At 73.1% G+C, this 16,773-nt stretch carries 16 protein-coding genes and 2 tRNA genes; 4 read left to right on the forward strand and 14 right to left on the reverse strand.

What is annotated here, in order from left to right; translation table 11 throughout:
• Window positions 1-13: 13 nt before the first annotated feature.
• From murA to leuC, 4 genes are all read right to left on the reverse strand, one after another.
• Entirely contained in the window at window positions 14-1,339 is a 1,326-nt protein-coding gene (murA, locus tag N0B34_RS00575; RefSeq protein ID WP_263729232.1) for a UDP-N-acetylglucosamine 1-carboxyvinyltransferase, read from the reverse strand.
• Between the two features lie 157 nt (window positions 1,340-1,496).
• Entirely contained in the window at window positions 1,497-2,102 is a 606-nt protein-coding gene (locus tag N0B34_RS00580; protein ID WP_263729234.1) for an HU family DNA-binding protein, read from the reverse strand.
• Window positions 2,103-2,211: 109 nt separating this feature from the next.
• Window positions 2,212-2,880 carry a 3-isopropylmalate dehydratase small subunit gene (leuD, locus tag N0B34_RS00585; protein WP_263729235.1) on the reverse strand — a complete coding sequence of 223 codons (669 nt, stop codon included), beginning with the start codon at window positions 2,878-2,880 and terminating at the stop codon, window positions 2,212-2,214.
• 16 nt (window positions 2,881-2,896) lie between these two features.
• Entirely contained in the window at window positions 2,897-4,354 is a 1,458-nt protein-coding gene (gene leuC / locus N0B34_RS00590) for a 3-isopropylmalate dehydratase large subunit (RefSeq protein ID WP_263729236.1), read from the reverse strand.
• 126 nt (window positions 4,355-4,480) lie between these two features.
• On the opposite strand from leuC, the gene N0B34_RS00595 reads away from it, so the two are divergent.
• Window positions 4,481-5,200, forward strand: a complete 720-nt coding sequence (locus N0B34_RS00595; RefSeq protein ID WP_263729237.1) for an IclR family transcriptional regulator — start codon at window positions 4,481-4,483, stop codon at window positions 5,198-5,200.
• A gap of 74 nt (window positions 5,201-5,274) precedes the next feature.
• Here N0B34_RS00595 and N0B34_RS00600 read toward each other — a convergent pair.
• The 5 genes from N0B34_RS00600 to N0B34_RS00620 all read right to left on the reverse strand — a co-directional run bounded on the left by N0B34_RS00600 (window position 5,275) and on the right by N0B34_RS00620 (window position 8,086).
• Window positions 5,275-5,347: transfer RNA gene (locus tag N0B34_RS00600), tRNA-Glu, on the reverse strand.
• 89 nt (window positions 5,348-5,436) lie between these two features.
• A tRNA-Gln gene (locus N0B34_RS00605) sits at window positions 5,437-5,508 on the reverse strand.
• A gap of 192 nt (window positions 5,509-5,700) precedes the next feature.
• Window positions 5,701-6,156 carry a DUF6912 family protein gene (locus N0B34_RS00610; RefSeq protein ID WP_263729238.1) on the reverse strand — a complete coding sequence of 152 codons (456 nt, stop codon included), beginning with the start codon at window positions 6,154-6,156 and terminating at the stop codon, window positions 5,701-5,703.
• Window positions 6,157-6,180: 24 nt separating this feature from the next.
• Window positions 6,181-7,422, reverse strand: coding sequence for a hypothetical protein (locus tag N0B34_RS00615; protein ID WP_318529947.1), 1,242 nt, complete (start codon window positions 7,420-7,422; stop codon window positions 6,181-6,183).
• Window positions 7,415-8,086 carry a hypothetical protein gene (locus N0B34_RS00620; RefSeq protein WP_263729239.1) on the reverse strand — a complete coding sequence of 224 codons (672 nt, stop codon included), beginning with the start codon at window positions 8,084-8,086 and terminating at the stop codon, window positions 7,415-7,417. Before N0B34_RS00620 ends, N0B34_RS00615 begins: the two co-directional genes overlap by 8 nt.
• 114 nt (window positions 8,087-8,200) lie before the next feature.
• Between N0B34_RS00620 and N0B34_RS00625 the strand changes: the two genes are divergently transcribed.
• A complete protein-coding gene (locus tag N0B34_RS00625) occupies window positions 8,201-8,428 on the forward strand; it encodes a helix-turn-helix domain-containing protein (protein ID WP_263729240.1) in 228 nt (75 codons plus the stop codon).
• 7 nt (window positions 8,429-8,435) lie between these two features.
• On the opposite strand, the gene N0B34_RS00630 is transcribed toward N0B34_RS00625, so the two are convergent.
• Window positions 8,436-8,984, reverse strand: coding sequence for a hypothetical protein (locus N0B34_RS00630; RefSeq protein WP_263729242.1), 549 nt, complete (start codon window positions 8,982-8,984; stop codon window positions 8,436-8,438).
• Window positions 8,985-9,126: 142 nt separating this feature from the next.
• Between N0B34_RS00630 and N0B34_RS00635 the strand changes: the two genes are divergently transcribed.
• On the forward strand, window positions 9,127-10,020 hold the full coding sequence (locus tag N0B34_RS00635) for a LysM peptidoglycan-binding domain-containing protein (protein WP_263729243.1): 894 nt from the start codon (window positions 9,127-9,129) through the stop codon (window positions 10,018-10,020).
• Between the two features lie 263 nt (window positions 10,021-10,283).
• The gene (locus tag N0B34_RS00640) at window positions 10,284-10,715 is read left to right on the forward strand and encodes an Rv3235 family protein (protein WP_263729244.1); all 432 of its coding nucleotides are present in this window, start codon (window positions 10,284-10,286) and stop codon (window positions 10,713-10,715) included.
• A gap of 39 nt (window positions 10,716-10,754) precedes the next feature.
• On the opposite strand, the gene secA is transcribed toward N0B34_RS00640, so the two are convergent.
• The 4 genes from secA to N0B34_RS00660 form a co-directional block, all read right to left on the reverse strand.
• Window positions 10,755-13,562 (reverse strand): preprotein translocase subunit SecA, encoded by a 2,808-nt coding sequence (gene secA, locus N0B34_RS00645; RefSeq protein ID WP_263729245.1) that lies wholly within the window; start codon window positions 13,560-13,562, stop codon window positions 10,755-10,757.
• Between the two features lie 141 nt (window positions 13,563-13,703).
• Window positions 13,704-15,026 carry a winged helix-turn-helix domain-containing protein gene (locus tag N0B34_RS00650; protein WP_263729246.1) on the reverse strand — a complete coding sequence of 441 codons (1,323 nt, stop codon included), beginning with the start codon at window positions 15,024-15,026 and terminating at the stop codon, window positions 13,704-13,706.
• A gap of 122 nt (window positions 15,027-15,148) precedes the next feature.
• The gene (gene hpf / locus N0B34_RS00655) at window positions 15,149-15,793 is read right to left on the reverse strand and encodes a ribosome hibernation-promoting factor, HPF/YfiA family (protein ID WP_263729247.1); all 645 of its coding nucleotides are present in this window, start codon (window positions 15,791-15,793) and stop codon (window positions 15,149-15,151) included.
• Window positions 15,794-15,950: 157 nt separating this feature from the next.
• Entirely contained in the window at window positions 15,951-16,694 is a 744-nt protein-coding gene (locus N0B34_RS00660) for a ComF family protein (protein WP_263729248.1), read from the reverse strand.
• Window positions 16,695-16,773: the final 79 nt, after the last annotated feature.

The following is a 16,773-nucleotide window of genomic DNA, read 5'->3' on the forward strand; positions in this document are numbered from 1 at the left end:
GCTAGCCGCAGCGTCAGCGCGGCTCCTCCCGGCTGAACTGCGCGCCCAGCGCCTCGAGCTTGTCGGTGAACCGCTCGTACCCGCGGTCGATCAGGCTGATGCCCCGCACGGCCGACGTGCCCTTGGCGGTCAGCGCCGCGATCAGGTGGCTGAACCCGCCGCGCAGGTCCGGCACCTCGATGTCCGCTGCCGACAGGGGGGTCGGTCCGGAGATCACGGCGGAGTGGTAGAAGTTCCGCTGCCCGAACCGGCACGGCCGGCTGCCGAGGCACTCCTTGTACACCTGGATGGTCGCGCCCATCCCGACGAGCGCGTCCACGAACCCGAAGCGGTTCTCGTACACCGTCTCGTGCACGATCGACAGGCCCTTGGCCTGGGTGAGCGCCACGACGAGCGGCTGCTGCCAGTCGGTCATGAACCCGGGGTGCACGTCCGTCTCGAGCTGGATGGAGTTCAGGTCGCCGCCCGGGTGGAAGAAGCGGATGCCGTCCTCCTCGACGGTGAACTCCCCGCCGACCTTGCGGAACGTGTTGAGGAAGGTGGTCATCTCCGGCTGCGTCGCACCGCGGACGAACACGTCGCCCCCCGTCGCCAGCGCCGCCGAGGCCCACGAGGCGGCCTCGATCCGGTCCGCCAGCGCGGTGTGGCTGAAGCCGACGAGCCGCTCGACTCCCTCGATCCGGATCACGCGGTCGGTGTCGACGGAGATGATCGCGCCCATCTTCTGCAGGACGTTGATCAGGTCCATGATCTCGGGCTCGATCGCCGCGTTCGCCAGCTCGGTGATGCCCTCGGCACGCACGGCCGTCAGCAGCAGCTGCTCGGTGGCGCCCACGCTCGGGTACGGCAGCGCGATCTTGGTGCCCTGGAGCCGCTGCGGGGCGACGATGTGGATGCCGTTGGGCCGCTTGTCCACCACGGCGCCGAACTGCCGCAGGATGTCGAGGTGGTAGTTGATCGGGCGGTCGCCGATGCGGCAGCCGCCGAGGTCCGGGATGAACGCCTCGCCGAGGCGGTGCAGCAGCGGGCCGCAGAACAGGATCGGGATCCGGCTGGACCCGGCGTGCGCGTCGATGTCCGCGACGTGGGCGGACTCCACGTCCGTCGGGTCGATGCGGACCGTGCCCGCGTCGGCGTCGACGTCGACGCGGGCGCCGTGCAGGTCGAGGAGCCCCGTCACCACCTGCACGTCCCGGATCTCGGGGACGTTGCGCAGGACGCTGGGGGTCTCGCCCAGCAGGGCGGCGACCATCGCCTTGGACACGAAGTTCTTGGCGCCGCGGACGGTGATCTCACCGTTCAGCGGGTTGCCACCGTCGACGTACAGCAGGTCGGCCATCGCACCATCGTCTCTCATGGGTTCACGAGCCCCGGACCGCGGTCCCGGGTGCGGCGAGGATCCCACCCGAAACCCTCACAAGCCACCGGGGAGGTCCTCCGGTCGCGCACAGGGAGCCGTGCGCCGTTCCGTCGTGGTCACGAACACGGAGTGCGCCTCAGTGCTTCCCCTTGGACGACTTCCTCGCCCCGCGGGACTTCGCAGAACCGGACGACCCCTTCGTCGTCGCGAGCTTCTTGCCCTTCTTGCCCTTCGCCGGCTTCGCGCTGTCCGCGTGCTTGGAGCTCGTCGGTTTGTCCTTCGGCTTCGACTTGCGCTGCGGCTTCGGCTCGACCTTGCCGGAGCCGGTCGACGCCGTGCCCGGCGTCCCGATCGAGGCCGCCTCGTCCGTCGCTCGCGGCCGCGACTCGGTCTCCGTGGGGACCGCTGCCGGTGCGGCCGGGCGTGCCGCTGCGGGGAGCCGTCCCGCCGGCGCAACGCCGGCGTCCCCGCTGACCAGCGCCTCGCGCAGCTGGACGCCCGGCCGGAAGCGGGCCACGGTGGTCGCGGCCACCTCGACCGCCGCCCCCGTCCGCGGGTTCCGGGCAGTTCGTGCGGACCGCGCGACGGGCTCGAACGTGCCGAAGCCCGTCAGCGCGACACGTTCACCGGCGACGAGCGCCGCCGTGATCTCGTGCAGCACGGCGTCGACCGCGTGCGCCGCCTGCGCATGGCTCGCTCCGTCGCGTGCCAGCCGTGTCGCGAGCTCAGACCTGCTGACCATCGGACCCTCCTCGGTGTCGGACGTGCTCCCACGCTAGGTGGTGCACGCCCCTCCCGAGGCCGGCACGCGGGACCAGATCACGAACGACGTCCGGTCCCGCGCCGGGCGTTCAGCTGGTGCGGGCGGCGCCCAGCTCGACGTGCACCACCGGCCGGGCCGCGACGATGGGCACAGGCGGCAGGTGCTTGGCCGGCAGGGTGGCGGGACGCCACGACTCACGACGGGCCTCGAACTCCGTGATCTCGGCCTCGTGCTGCAGCGTCAGGCCGATGTCGTCGAGACCTTCGAGCAGCCGCCAGCGCGTGTAGTCGTCCACCGTGAACGGCACCACGACGTCGTCGCACGTGACGGTCTTCGACTCGAGGTCGACCGTCACCTCGGTGCCGGGGTGCGTCTCGAGCACCTTCCACAGCAGCTCGACGTCCTCCTGGGCGACCTGTGCGGCGAGCAGCCCCTGCTTGCCGGAGTTGCCGCGGAAGATGTCCGCGAACCGTGCGGAGATCACCACGCGGAACCCGTAGTCCTTCAGCGCCCACACGGCGTGCTCGCGCGAGGACCCGGTACCGAAGTCCGGCCCCGCCACGAGCACCGAGCCGCTGCGGTAGGCGTCCTGGTTCAGCACGAAGGCCGGGTCGCCGCGCCAGGCGGCGAACAGCGCGTCCTCGAAGCCCGTGCGGGTGACCCGCTTGAGGTAGACCGCCGGGATGATCTGGTCCGTGTCGACGTTGCTGCGGCGCAGCGGGACGCCGACGCCGGTGTGCTGGGTGAACTTCTCCATCGTCGTCGTCCTCGTCTCAGGCGGTCAGCAGGTCGGGGGTGAGGGGGGAGCCGTCCGGGGAGACGACGTCCGGCCCGAGGTCGGACACGGACGACAGCGTCCCGCGGATCGCGGTCGCGGCCGCCACGAGGGGCGAGACGAGGTGCGTGCGACCACCCTTGCCCTGCCGGCCCTCGAAGTTCCGGTTCGACGTCGACGCCGACCGCTCCCCCGGAGCCAGCTGGTCCGGGTTCATGCCGAGGCACATCGAGCAGCCGGCGTTGCGCCACTCCGCACCGAAGTCCAGGAAGATCTTGTCCAGGCCCTCCGCCTCGGCCTGCAGGCGGACGCGTGCCGACGACGGCACCACGAGCACGCGGACGCTCTCGGCCTTCTGCCGACCCTTGACGAGCTTGGCGACGGCGCGCAGGTCCTCGATGCGACCGTTGGTGCACGAGCCGATGAAGACCGTGTCCACCGCGATCTCGCGCAGCGGCTGCCCCGGCGTCAGACCCATGTACTCGATCGCCCGCTCGGCCGCCACGCGCTCGTTGGCGTCCGAGATCTGCTCGGGCACCGGCACGTTGCCGGACAGCGGCAGGCCCTGGCCCGGGTTGGTGCCCCACGTGACGAACGGCTCGAGGTCGGCCGCCTCGAGCACCACCTCGGCGTCGAACTGCGCGTCGTCGTCCGACCGCAGCGTGCGCCAGTACTCCACGGCGGCGTCCCAGTCGGTTCCCTCGGGAGCGTGCGGACGGCCCTTGAGGTACTCGAACGTCGTGTCGTCGGGTGCGATCATCCCGGCGCGGGCGCCCGCCTCGATCGACATGTTGCAGACGGTCATCCGGCCCTCCATCGTGAGGGACCTGATCGCCTCCCCCCGGTACTCCAGGACGTAGCCCTGGCCGCCGCCGGTGCCGATCTTGGCGATGATCGCCAGGATGATGTCCTTGGCGCCGGCTCCCTGCGGCAGCTGACCGTTCACCGTGATCGCCATGGTCTTGAACGGGGCGAGCGGCAGCGTCTGCGTGGCCAGGACGTGCTCCACCTCGCTGGTGCCGATGCCGAACGCGAGGGCGCCGAACGCGCCGTGGGTGGAGGTGTGCGAGTCGCCGCACACCACCGTCAGGCCCGGCTGCGTGAGGCCGAGCTGCGGACCGACCTGGTGCACGATCCCCTGGTCCGCGTCGCCGAGCGAGTGGATCCGCACGCCGAACTCGGCCGCGTTGCGCCGCAGCGTCTCGATCTGGGTGCGGCTGGTCGGGTCCGCGATCGGCAGGTCGATGTCGAGCGTCGGCGTGTTGTGGTCCTCGGTCGCGAGCGTCAGCTCCGGACGACGCACCCGCCGGCCCGCCAACCGCAGGCCCTCGAACGCCTGGGGGCTGGTGACCTCGTGCACCAGGTGCAGGTCGATGTAGAGCAGGTCCGGGGCGCCGTCCGTGCCGCGGCGCACCACATGTGCGTCCCAGACCTTCTCCGCCAGAGTGCCGGTCATAGGTGAGTCCCGTCTCGTCGTGCTGTCCCGTGTCGTCGTCGTCGGCGTCAGTCTCGGCACGAGCCGCTGCGCGACCCGCCGAACCTGCGGCTTGCATCTCAGAGATCGAGACGCCAATATCGACCTATGGACAACTCTAGCGGAGTCGGCGTCCTCGACAAGGCCGCCTCCGTCCTCAGCGCCCTCGAGGCCGGCCCGGCGACGCTCGCACAGCTGGTCACCGCCACCCATCTTGCCCGTCCCACGGCGCACCGACTGGCCGTCGCGCTCGAGCACCACCGCCTCGTGGCCCGCGACCTGCAGGGACGCTTCGTGCTCGGACCCCGGCTGTCCGAGCTGTCGACCGCTGCGGGCGAGGACCGCCTCCTCGCGACCGCCGGCCCCGTGCTCGCCGCCCTGCGGGACCACACGGGTGAGAGCGCCCAGCTCTACCGCCGCCAGGGCGACATGCGCATCTGCGTCGCCGCCGCGGAGCGTCCGGTCGGCCTGCGCGACTCGATCCCGGTCGGCGCGACGCTGACGATGCTCGCCGGGTCCGCCGCCCAGATCCTGCTCGCCTGGGAGGAGCCGGACCGGCTCCACCGCGGGCTCCAGGGCGCGAAGTTCACCGCAACGATCCTGTCCGGGGTGCGCCGCCGGGGCTGGGCGCAGTCGGTCTCCGAGCGCGAGGTCGGTGTCGCGTCCGTCTCCGCACCCGTGCGCGGACCGTCCGGGCGGGTCGTGGCGGCCGTCTCGGTGTCGGGCCCGCTCGAGCGGCTCTCCCGGCAGCCCGGCCGCCTCCACGCCGCCGCGGTCGTGTCCGCCGCGAACCGCCTCACCGAGGTGCTGCGCCGCACCGGCGACTGACCTCGAGGTCGACGTCCACCAGGCGGCGACAGCACGACGAAGGCCCGGTCACCTCGGTGACCGGGCCTTGTGCGTACCCCCGACCGGATTCGAACCGGCGCTACCGCCGTGAGAGGGCGGCGTGCTAGGCCGCTACACAACGGGGGCCTACGCCTGCGCGGCCGGAGCCGCACGTGCGGATGAACACTCTACCCGATGCCCGGACTCAGCCGGACAGCGGACCAGCGGTGCTCACGCTGGGGTACCAGGACTCGAACCTAGACTAAGTGAACCAGAATCACTCGTGCTGCCAATTACACCATACCCCATGGGGGTATGACCTCCGCGATCCCGACGCACCTCGGAGGAGAGCGACAGGAGCAGCCCGGGGGCCGTACCGGCGGTGAACACTACCGGAGCCGCGGGGGCGGGTCCAACTCGGTGCCGGGACCGCCGGCGTGCGCCCGCTCACGCTCGCGGGGGACTCCCTGCCGGCCACCGGTACCGGTCGCCCGGCGAGGTCAGCGCGGGATGCGGCCGAACTCGCTCACGTCGTACCAGAGCAGGTCGCGGTCCTCCAGCCGCTGCACGGCCGCGTCGTCGCCGGCGACCGCGGCGCCGACGTCGGCCGCAGCGGACGGCTCGTCCACGTGCGCGCACACCACCGCGTCGGCAGGCACTCCCGAGCTGACCGTCACCGCGGTCACCTCCGCGTCCGGGTCCGCATCCGGTACCACCGACTCGTCCGGCACGTCCGCCGCGAGCACCAGTCGCAGTCGCGGCACGCCGGGCCGGTCCGCCAGCAGCGCCAGGCTCTCGTCAGCGGCGACGAGCTGGGCGACGAACTCCCAGCCCTCGTCGTCCTCGTCCGGCAGAGCGGCGCGCAGTGCCGCTGTCACGGCGTGGGCGCGGCGTGGCCCACCATCGGCAGCGAGATGGTCGAGCTCGTCGAGGGTGGCCGGCAGGTAGACGCGCACGGCCCCAGTCTGCCGGGCCCGCGCTCAGCCGACGGCGACCGGCGCGGCGAGCCGCTCGACGACGGTCAGGAGCGCCTTGCGGAGCGCCGAGCCGGGGGCGCACTCCCGCAGCACCCGTCCGGCGAGCAGCGCGCCGTCCGCGGCCGCACGGTCCTCGGGGAGGGTGAGCACTCGGTGGACACCCGCATAGCGCGCGAGGGCATCGTGCACGGCGGCCTCCGGCCGAGCTCCCGAGGCGGAGGCCCGCAGCCGGTTGACGACGACGACCTGCGGGACGTCGAGGCGCAGGTCTGCCAGCTCCGAGAGGGCGCGGACCAGACGGGTCAGCCCGACCGGGTCGCCGGCACCGACCACCACGACCACGTCGGCGGCCCCGAGCGCGCTCAGCGTCGCGGCGTTGCGCTGCGGCGCGCGCGTGTCGTAGCTCAGCTGCTCGTCCTGCTCGAGGCAGAAGCCCGTGTCGACGAGCGTCCAGGCCGCGAGCTGACGTGCCGCTCCCCACACCGCGTCGAGGGCGGAGGCGGGCAGCTCGGGCCAGCGGTCCGCCCGGGAGATACCTGTCAGGACCCGCAGACGTTCGGCGATCGCCGGTGCGAGTCGCGCGAGCGACCGGAGGTCGAGGGAACCCTGCCCGGCAGCACGGGCGGCGGCCGCAAGACCGGGCGCCTCGTCCAGCAGGCCGACGACCTGGGCGACCGTGCCTCCGTAGGTGTCCGCGTCCACCAGCAGCGTCGTCTCCCCCCGAGCCGCGAGCTCGGCGGCCAGGTTCACGGCCACCGTCGTCCTGCCCGGTGCGCCGGTCGGTCCCCAGACCGCGACGAGGCGTCCCCGCCGCAGCGGCTCGTCGAGCTCGTCGTCGGCTCCCCCGAGGTCCGGATGATCCGGGACGGCGGCGTCGAGCAGCGCCGTCGCGCTCTCGAGCACGGTCCGCGCACCCGTCAGGCTGTCAGGTGTCGGCACGACGAGGTCCGCACCGCACGCCTGCACCCGGTCGAGGAGCCACGGACGAGCCGCGTCGGCGAGCGCCACGACCTGCACCCCGGCGCGATGCAGCGTGAGGATCGCCTCCAGGTCGAGCCGGTCGAGCTCCGCGGAGACGATCGCAACCCGACCCAGGCCCGCCTCCGCCGCCGCGAGCAGCTCGGTCAGGTCCGCGCACCGGCGGGTCACCGTGAACCGTCCGGCGGAGGCCTCGGCCGCACGGACCACGAGGCTCTCCGCCGCACCGCGGACCGCGCACAGCACGCCGACGGCCACCTCAGCCACCCGTCCCCGGCACTGCGACGACCGCCACCGCACCGTCCGTGGCCAGCGCCCCCAGCACCTTCGCCAGATCCGTGACCGGCACGAGCACGTGCACCGTCGTCGTCCCGCCGGCCGCGAACGCACCTGCCGGCTTGCTCACGTCCGCCACGGTGAGGCCCGAGGCCAGCTGCACCGGCACCGGCGCGGTGCTGCTCGAGGTGGCCGACCGCTCCACCGCGGCGGTGAACCACAGGTCGACCTGCGCGCCCGCCCGCACCGCCTCCGACGGCACGCCCGTGACCGGCACCGAGACCGGCCGCACGGCGAGGTCGGCGGCGGAGCCGACCGCTGATTTCGGCAGCAGCTCTCCCGCCTGCACGACCCGGAGCGCGACCGCATCCGACGGCAGCTCCTGGTCCGCGCGCTGGTACCGCGCCAGATCGGCTCCCGAGAGCCGGACGTCGGCCACCGTCAGGCCGCCGGCACCGAGACGCTGCCCGGGCACCGTCGTGGTCCGGGCGACGTAGACCGGGACCGAGTGCTGCGCCGCACGGACCACCCAGGAGCCGAGGGCCACCGAAGCGGCCACCATCGCGATGCCGGCCAGCAGCCGCGGGTCTCGCCAGCCGGGGCGACGCAGCCGGGCAGCGACCGGCAGTGGTAGCTCGTTGGACGCGGAATCCACCCAATCCCCCTCATATCGATGTCGTGCCCGCCCATCTTGGCCGCGCCGGGGCCGCCTGCGGGCCGGTTCTGTGGACGAATCAAGGACGGCGCCGGCCCATGCCACACTGCCGACATGGCACCGCGGTTCCTGACGCTGACCGACGTGACGGAGATCCTCAACGTCTCCCCGCAGCAGGCTCGCGCGCTGGTCGTCTCGGGCGACCTGCCCGCCATCCAGGTCGGCGGCCGGCACGTGTGGCGCGTCGAGGCGACCGAGCTGGAGAAGTACATCCAGCGGATGTACGCGCAGACCCGGGCGCGTGCCGGACGAGGCGCTGCGGAGCCCCTGCCCGAGGACTGACGTGTCGTCAGGAGCCGATCGGTCGGCGAGAACGCACCACTCGTAGCGCAGCAAGAGGCACCGTCCACACGGGCCCGCCCCGGCCTGCTCCGAGATCGAGGTGGTCGGCGCCCACACGGTCGATCCGACCGACGAGCGTGCGACCCGATGTGTGCACCTGCACCTCGGCACGGTCACGGCCGAGCGCACGCAGGGTGGACCCGAGCCGCAGGCGGCGTTCCACCTCGACCCCTGTCGGGCTGATGTGGGCGACGACGCCGACCAGCGCCTGGACGGCGCCCAGCGGCACGAGCGCGTGCCGCGCGCCGGGTTCGACGACCAGGACCCAGTCCGGACCGACCCCGACCAGCTCCCCGGCGACGACCGCGTCTCGCTCCCCCGCCAGGTCGCCCACGTGCACGCGCACCTGGTGACCACGCGTCGCACCCAGGCGGTCGCCGAGCGGGACGGTTGCCCGCTCGGCGCGGACGAGCTCACGGAGCTCACCACGGTCTTCGTCGGCGCGTGCGGCCCGCAGCTGCGCCTCCAGGTCGTCGAACAGCTCGTCCCAGCGCACCGCCGAACCGTAGGGGATCGCACCGCCGGCCGGGGCGCAAGAAGGGGCGTACTGGACAAGTCGGGCCGGGATGCTCTAGACCTACGGCATCAAACGACATCAAACGACATCAAAGTGGCCGCTACGCGTGAACGGACGACACATGACCTGCTACCCCGATCCCCCGGTCGCCCGCGGCCACGCGCTCCGCGGCGCAGCCGGCCTGTGGCTCGCAGCCTTGACAGCCGGAGCGCTCGGCACGGGACTCACTCTCCGTCTCCTCGGGCTGGTCGGTTCAGCGTCCACCTCGCGCGTCGACGGGTTCGTCGAGCTGGGCGTCGTCGCAGTCGGGGCCGCCGTGCTGGCGTGGCTGACGCTGAGCTGCGCGGTCGCCGCCGTCTGCCTGACGGCGCGGGCGGCGGGTGCCGGATGGCGGCGCGGTGAGGTGTGGCTGCAGCGCTGGGCACCGATGGTCGTGCGGCGAGCGGTCGTGATCGCCGTCGGAGCCGGGATCGGCCTCTCCGCGGCGACGGGAGCCTCCGCAGCCGACGCGGGGCCGACGGGATCGCCGCTGCCCACCGTCAGCGTGGCGGCGGACCCCGGCAGGGACCTGGGCTGGGTGCCGACCGAGCCCGGCACCTCGGCGCTGCCGTCCGGGGCTCCCGCAGCGACGGTGACCGCGGAGCCCACCCCCACGCCGGCCGCACCGCTGCCGAGCGCCCATCCCCTCGGCGCACCGCCGAGCGCCGGAACGGCCGCGGGCGCGGCCCGGACCGTCTCCTCGGAGTCACCGGGACCTGCCCACACGACGTCGTCCAGCCCACCGGGCGCAGCCGGCGCCGCCGCAGCGCCGGAGACCGTCACGGTCGCGCGCGGCGACACGCTGTGGGCGATCGCCGCGAGGCATCTTCCGGCAGGCGCCGACGACGCGCAGATCGCCGCAGCCTGGCCGGTCTGGTACGCGGCCAACGCGACCCGCATCGGCAGCGACCCGGACCTCATCCGCCCCGGCCTGGTCCTCAGCGTGCCGGTCGAGCTCCAGGGCTCGACGTCATGACCGCCGCCCTCAGCGACCAGCCGGCGGCCAGGACGAGCGTGGAGGACGTGATCGCCTGCGCGACCGCGCCGCTGACCGCCTCCGGCTCTCGGGCGGCCACGCCGTCGCGCGCCGGGTCGCGTCCCCGACCGGCCGAACGCGGAACGTCCGCTCCGCCCAGACGCGCACCGTCGGGGCGACCGACCGAGCTGCGCGCACACCTCCTGCCCACCCGCGGCGGTGCGTCGCCGGCGCAGGCCGAGGGTCCCGCGCACCGGACGCCGGTGGACGTCCGGCAGCGCATCACCGTGATGCGGTCCTCGGACCGGGCCCTGGTGCTCGAGTGCGCCGACGAGGAGCGTGGGGACCTCCCGACCGCCGAGCCCGCGATGATCGTGCGCCGGCTCTCGCTGGCCGCGGTCGAGGTCATCGCCGGTCTGCGGCCCGCCGCACAGCTGGCCCGGTGGCTGACCCCTGGGGTGCTGCAAGCCGTACGGATGCGTGCCGACCTGCATCGCCGGGCGACGTCCGCGGCGGGCCGCGCGACGGCCGGGGCACGGCCGCCGGTGGTCCGCAGCACCCACGTCTGCCGGGTCGAGGAGCGCGTGGTCGAGGCCGCGGTCGTGGTCGACGACGGTTGCAGGGTGAGGGCCGTGGCCGTCCGCCTGGAGACCCACCGCGGGATGTGGCGGGCTACCGCGCTCGACGTCGGCTAGTCGACGTCGAGCGCGGTGCTCACACCGCCTGGACGGCGGTCAGCGTCGGCGCTTGCCCTGCTTGGCAGCCTTGCGCCGCGCCTCTCGGTTGGACCCGTCGCTCGGGGCGCCGCCGGCAGCCGGGCTGCGACGGCCCGCGGTGTCCTCCGCCTCGGTCACCACGCCGCCGTCACCGTCGGTCGACGGCGCCGAGTACTGGAGCGGCACCCGGGCGTCCGGACCGTCGAGACCCTTCGCGACGAGCCGGGCCGGAGCCGCGGCTTCCGCACCAGGTCCCGTCGCTGTGCGGGCCGCCGACTCAGCCGTGATCACCGGGGAGCCGTCTGCCGTCTGCTGCTCCTCGCTCGGGGCGACCTGCACCTCGAGGTTGAACAGGTAGGCGACCGTCTCCTCCTTGATCGCGTCCGTCATGGCGCCGAACAGCTGGAACCCCTCGCGCTGGTACTCGACCAGCGGGTCGCGCTGGGCCATCGCCCGCAGGCCGATGCCCTCCTTGAGGTAGTCCATCTCGTACAGGTGCTCGCGCCACCGGCGGTCGAGCACCGCGAGCGTCACGCGCCGCTCCAGCTGGCGCATGTTGTCCGAGCCGATCTGCTCCTCGCGGTCGGCGTAGGCGACGTCGACGTCCGAGAGGATCTCGCGCTCCAGGACCTCGTGGGTCAGGCGCGTCGGCCCGCCCGCCGCCTCGACGACCTCCTCGGGGGTGATCGAGATCGGGTACACGCCCCGAAGGGCGGTCCAGAGGGTGTCGAGGTCCCAGTCCTCGGGACGCCCCTCGGCCGTCGCCGACTGGATGTACGCGCTCAGCACGTCGTGGCGGAAGTGGGCGATCTGCTCCTCGAGGTCCTCACCCTCCAGGACCCGGCGACGCTGCTCGTAGATCACCTCGCGCTGCCGCGACATGACGTCGTCGTACTTCAGGACGTTCTTGCGGATCTCGAAGTTGCGCGCCTCGACCTGGGACTGCGCCGACTGGATGCCGCGCGTGACGATCTTGCTCTCGAGCGGCATGTCCTCCGGGAAGCCGGCACGGGTCATCATCGACTCGGCCAGGCTCGAGTTGAACAGGCGCATCAGGTCGTCCTGCATCGACAGGTAGAACCGGGACTCCCCCGGGTCGCCCTGACGACCGGAGCGGCCACGCAGCTGGTTGTCGATGCGACGGGACTCGTGGCGCTCGGTGCCGAGGACGTACAGGCCGCCGAGCTCGACGACCTCCTCGTGCTCGGCCGCCACGGCCTCCTTGGCCTTCTCCAGCGCGTCCGGCCAGGCTGCCTCGTACTCCTCGGCGTTCTCTGCCGGGTCCAGGCCCCGGGCCGCCAGCTCGGCGACGGCCATGAACTCGGCGTTCCCGCCGAGCATGATGTCGGTGCCGCGGCCGGCCATGTTCGTCGCGACCGTCACCGCACCCTTGCGACCGGCCTGCGCGACCACGGTCGCCTCGCGCGCGTGCTGCTTGGCGTTCAGCACCTCGTGCGGGACGCCCTGCTTCTTGAGCTTCTGGGAGAGGTACTCGCTCTTCTCCACGGAGACGGTGCCGACGAGGACGGGCTGGCCCTTGGCGTGGCGCTCCACGATGTCGGCGACGACCGCGTCGAACTTGCCCTCCTCGCTCTTGTAGACGAAGTCCTTCTGGTCGATCCGGATCATCGGCCGGTTCGTCGGGATCGGCACCACACCGAGCTTGTACGTGCCCTGGAACTCGGCCGCCTCCGTCTCGGCGGTACCGGTCATGCCGGAGAGCTTCGAGTACAGGCGGAAGTAGTTCTGCAGGGTGATGGTGGCGAGGGTCTGGTTCTCGGCCTTGATCACCACCCCCTCCTTGGCCTCGATGGCCTGGTGCATGCCTTCGTTGTAGCGACGGCCCGGCAGGATGCGGCCGGTGTGCTCGTCGACGATGAGCACCTCGCCGTTCAGCACGACGTAGTCCTTGTCCCGCTTGAACAGCTCCTTGGCGCGGATCGCGTTGTTGAGGAAGCCGATCAGCGGGGTGTTGAGGGACTCGTACAGGTTGTCGATGCCGAGGTAGTCCTCCACCCGACCGATGCCAGGCTCGAGGACGCCGACGGTCCGCTTCTTCTCGTCGACCTCGTAGTCGCGCTCGGGCTCGAGGCGGCGCACCACCTTGGCGAACTCGGCGTACCAGCGGTTGGCGTCGCCGGAGGCGGGGCCCGAGATGATCAGCGGGGTACGGGCCTCGTCGATCAGGATCGAGTCGACCTCGTCGACGATCGCGAAGTTGTGGCCGCGCTGCACCAGCTCCTCGGTGCTCCACGCCATGTTGTCGCGCAGGTAGTCGAAGCCGAACTCGTTGTTGGTGCCGTACGTGATGTCCGCGGCGTACTGCTCGCGGCGCTGAGCCGGCGTCTGGTTGGCGAGGATCGTGCCGGTGGTCAGGCCGAGGAACCGGTAGACCCGGCCCATCAGGTCCGACTGGTAGCCCGCCAGGTAGTCGTTGACCGTGACGACGTGCACGCCCTTGCCCGTGAGGGCGTTGAGGTAGGCCGGAGCGGTGGCGACGAGCGTCTTGCCCTCACCGGTCTTCATCTCGGCGATGTTGCCGAGGTGCAGCGCGGCGCCGCCCATCAGCTGGACGTCGAAGTGCCGCTGACCGAGCGTGCGCCGAGACGCCTCGCGCACCGCCGCGAACGCCTCCGCGAGGAGGTCGTCGAGCGTCTCGCCGTCGGCCAGCCGCGCCTTGAACCGGTCCGTCTCCTCGCGCAGCTCCGCGTCGGACAGCGCCGTGAAGCTGTCCTCCAGCGCGTTGATCTGGCTGGCGATACCGGACAGCTTCTTGAGGATCCGGCCCTCACCGAGGCGCAGGACCTTCTCGAGCATCGCTGGCACGCATGACTCCCGACGTGATCGCACCCCGTACGGGGTGGGGGCTGCACCGGCCGCACGGCCGGGCCGGTCCATCGTAGGCGAGCCGCAGGCACCGGCGGTGGGCCGCCGGCCTCCTCGACGTCGCGCGCGGAGGCGTCCGCCTCAGCCCGACGAGTCTGCGAGCGCGCGGGTCAGCTCGATGGCCAGGTCCCCGCGGGGCTCGCCGGACCGGTCACCGACGAGCACGTCCCCCAGCCCGGTCCAGCGCGCCGCGAGGCGGAGCTCCGCCGCGAGCTCGCGCGCGACCACGTCGGCGGGTGGGACACCCCCCGCCGTGACGCCGGACGAAGGCGCCGTGTGGGCCGCGTGCACCCGCAGCACACCCGACTGGCGATCGGCCTTCAGGTCGACGAGGGCCGCCAGGTGCTCGCCGAGCAGGAAGGGCAGCACGTAGTACCCCCAGACGCGCTGCGGCTCGGGGACGTAGATCTCGATGCGGTAGCGGAGCCCGAACAGCGACTCGACGCGACGGCGCTCCCACACCAGGGGGTCGAAAGGGCTGAGCAACGCTCGTCCGCCCGCGTGGCGCGGCACGGGCGGGGCGTCACGGTGCCGCCAGGCGCGACCGTCGCCCCACTCCGGCACCTGGACGGGGACCACCTCGCCGGCCTCGACGAGCTCTGCGAGGGCGGCCGCGGTCTCGGAGGTGCTCAGTCGGTAGTAGTCCGCGACGTCGCGCACCGTACCGATGCCCAGCGCGCGCACGGAGGCGGCGACGAGAGCCCGGACGGCGTCCGCCCGGGGTGGCTCCGGAGCTGCGAGCACGGGGGCGGGCAGCACGCGCTCCACCAGGTCGTACCGACGCTCGAACGCCCCGTTGCGACCTGCGGACGTCACCTGGCCCGTGAAGAACAGGTACTCGAGGACCCGTTTGGCGACGGTCCAGTTCCAGCCCCAGTTCACCCCCCGACCGGGGTGCTCGTGCTGCAGCCGCTCGTGCACCTGGGCGCCCGTCAGCGCCCCCTCGTCCCCGAGCATCGCCAGCACCTCGTCCACCACCGGGCCGTGAGCGCGCGGGACCTCGCGGATGGCACCCCACGCCTGCGACTCGTAGTCGCGGCGACGCCAGTCGAAGAGCCGGTAGTCCTCGGTGGGGATGAACGAGGCCTGGTGGGCCCAGCTCTCCACGAGCCGTCGTGGCGCCCTGCCCGCCGCCCTGTCGAGCACGGCGGGGTCGTAGGGCCCCAGCCGGGAGTACAGGGGCATCAGGTGCGCCCGGGCGAACACGTTCACGGAGTCGATCTGCAGCACTCCGAGTCGGTCGACGACCTGCTGGAGGTGCCGAGCGGTGACGGCGGCACCACGCTCGGGACGCCGGCGGTGCAACCCCTGGGCCGCGAGCGCGAGGCGACGCGCCTGACCCAGGGTCAGTCGTTCGCCCGTGACGGACGTCCGGGCGCGCGCGGCTGTCGTGGTGTCAGGCACCCGCACATCGTGCCGCCGGGCACCCACACGCGGACGACCCTCGGCCCGGGCGCCACGGCGGGCGTCCGGGCCGAGGGTCGTGCTGGTGGTGCGTCGCCGGGGCGGCACCGGGCAAGGACGGTTCAGCCGGCGAGGGCGTCCGCCACCACGACCGGCGCGGCGACCGGCGTGTCCAGCTTGATCACGCCGTAGCTCCAGCCGTGCCGTCGGTAGGCGACGGCCGGCTGTGCCGTCTCCGCATCGACGAACAGGTAGAAGTCGTGGCCCACGAGCTCCATCTCGTACAGAGCGTCGTCGACCGTCATCGGCGCGGCGTGGTGGACCTTCTCGCGGATCACCACCGGCGAGTCACCCAGCGGGATCTCCACGGCACCCTCGGCGACCGTACGAGGCGCCCGAGGCGGCTCGGCCTCCGGGGCGACGGGTGCGGGTGCCTCCGTCGCCGTGGCCGGGAGGGCCCCACGGTGGTCCTTGCGGCGGTCGCGGGTCCGGCGCAGGCGCTCCAGCAGCTTGGCCATCGCCAGGTCGAGCGCTGCGTACGCGTCGTCGGCGCACGCCTCGGCGCGGATGACCGGTCCCTTGTCCACGACGGTGAGCTCGACGCGCTCACTGCTGTCGGACTGACGGGGGTTCGGCTCGTGCGACACGAGGACGTCGATGCGCTGCGCGCGAGGCGCCAGCTGTTCGACCTTGGTCAGCTTGCTGTCGAGATGCGCCCGGAACCTGGGGGACACCTCGGTGTGCCGACCGGCTACCACGATCTCCATGCGGGCCTCCTGGGAGGTGAGGGGCAGAGCCTGCTGGGCTCGCCCGGTGACGTGCTGTCTGTGCCCCTGGTGGGACAGGTGCGGCACCACCTCCTCGGCCTGCGCGGGGCGGCCCCCTGGCGGGAGCCAGCCGGTTGCGTCGGCTGGAACCTCCACGCTAACGCCCCTGCGCTCCGGCCACCAAGCGACCGGGCGGGGGTGTCGAGGCGAGCACGACGCCGGCCACGACCCGCGCGCCCGCCGCGCCCAGCGCGTCAGCAGCAGCGGCCGCGGTCGCCCCGGTGGTCAGCACGTCGTCCACCAGCAGCACGCGCGCGCCCGCGACCCGCGCCCCGCCTCGGACGTGCACATGGCCTGCGAGGTTGCGCGACCGCGCGCGCGCCGACAGCCCCGCCTGGTCCGCGCCGGGCGACCGGCGCAAAACACCGGCCGTCGTCGCGCGGACGCCGCGCCACGCCAGCTCGTCCGCCACCGCAGCGGCGAGCACGCCCGCGGGGACCCACCCGCGGGTGCGGCGCGCTGCGGCCGTGGACGGCAGGGGCACGACCAGCACCGGAGCCGCGCCGGCCAGCACCGGGACGGCGGCCCGCGCAGCGTTCCGGAGCGCCGCGGTGAACGGTCGGGTCAGGTCGGTGCGACCGTGGTCCTTCCACGCGGTGACGGCGCGGCGCACCGGTCCGGTGAAGTCGGCCACGGCCCACCACGGCGGCGTCCGCCCGTCGAGCCGGTCCAGCCGGCCGGCGCGGTCCTCGCACCGCCACGCCCTCCGTCGCAGCAGCGTGGCGCAGTCGCGGCACCAGGGCTGGTCGTCGAGACCGCAGCCGGCGCAGGCGACCGGCAGGACGAGGCCGAGCAGCTCGGCGGCGGTGCGGCGCAGCAAGGTCGGCGCATCGGTCGGCACACTGTCAGCGTGGTGCCCGGCAGCGGGGCCGAGCCCGTGGACGGCGGTCGGCCGAGAACGACTCGGTGGCCGGCGGACT

The sequence above is a fragment of the Cellulomonas sp. SG140 genome, from assembly GCF_025770785.1.
Lineage (GTDB): Bacteria > Actinomycetota > Actinomycetes > Actinomycetales > Cellulomonadaceae > Cellulomonas.

Excerpts from the sequence above, each read along its gene's own strand:
- leuC (WP_263729236.1), bottom strand. The coding sequence starts at position 4,354 with ATGACCGGCACTCTGGCGGAGAAGGTCTGGGACGCACATGTGGTGCGC.
- hpf (WP_263729247.1), bottom strand. The coding sequence starts at position 15,793 with ATGGAGATCGTGGTAGCCGGTCGGCACACCGAGGTGTCCCCCAGGTTC.
- N0B34_RS00580 (WP_263729234.1), bottom strand. The coding sequence starts at position 2,102 with ATGGTCAGCAGGTCTGAGCTCGCGACACGGCTGGCACGCGACGGAGCG.
- N0B34_RS00635 (WP_263729243.1), top strand. The coding sequence starts at position 9,127 with ATGACCTGCTACCCCGATCCCCCGGTCGCCCGCGGCCACGCGCTCCGC.
- N0B34_RS00625 (WP_263729240.1), top strand. The coding sequence starts at position 8,201 with ATGGCACCGCGGTTCCTGACGCTGACCGACGTGACGGAGATCCTCAAC.
- murA (WP_263729232.1), bottom strand. The coding sequence starts at position 1,339 with ATGGCCGACCTGCTGTACGTCGACGGTGGCAACCCGCTGAACGGTGAG.
- N0B34_RS00595 (WP_263729237.1), top strand. The coding sequence starts at position 4,481 with ATGGACAACTCTAGCGGAGTCGGCGTCCTCGACAAGGCCGCCTCCGTC.
- leuD (WP_263729235.1), bottom strand. The coding sequence starts at position 2,880 with ATGGAGAAGTTCACCCAGCACACCGGCGTCGGCGTCCCGCTGCGCCGC.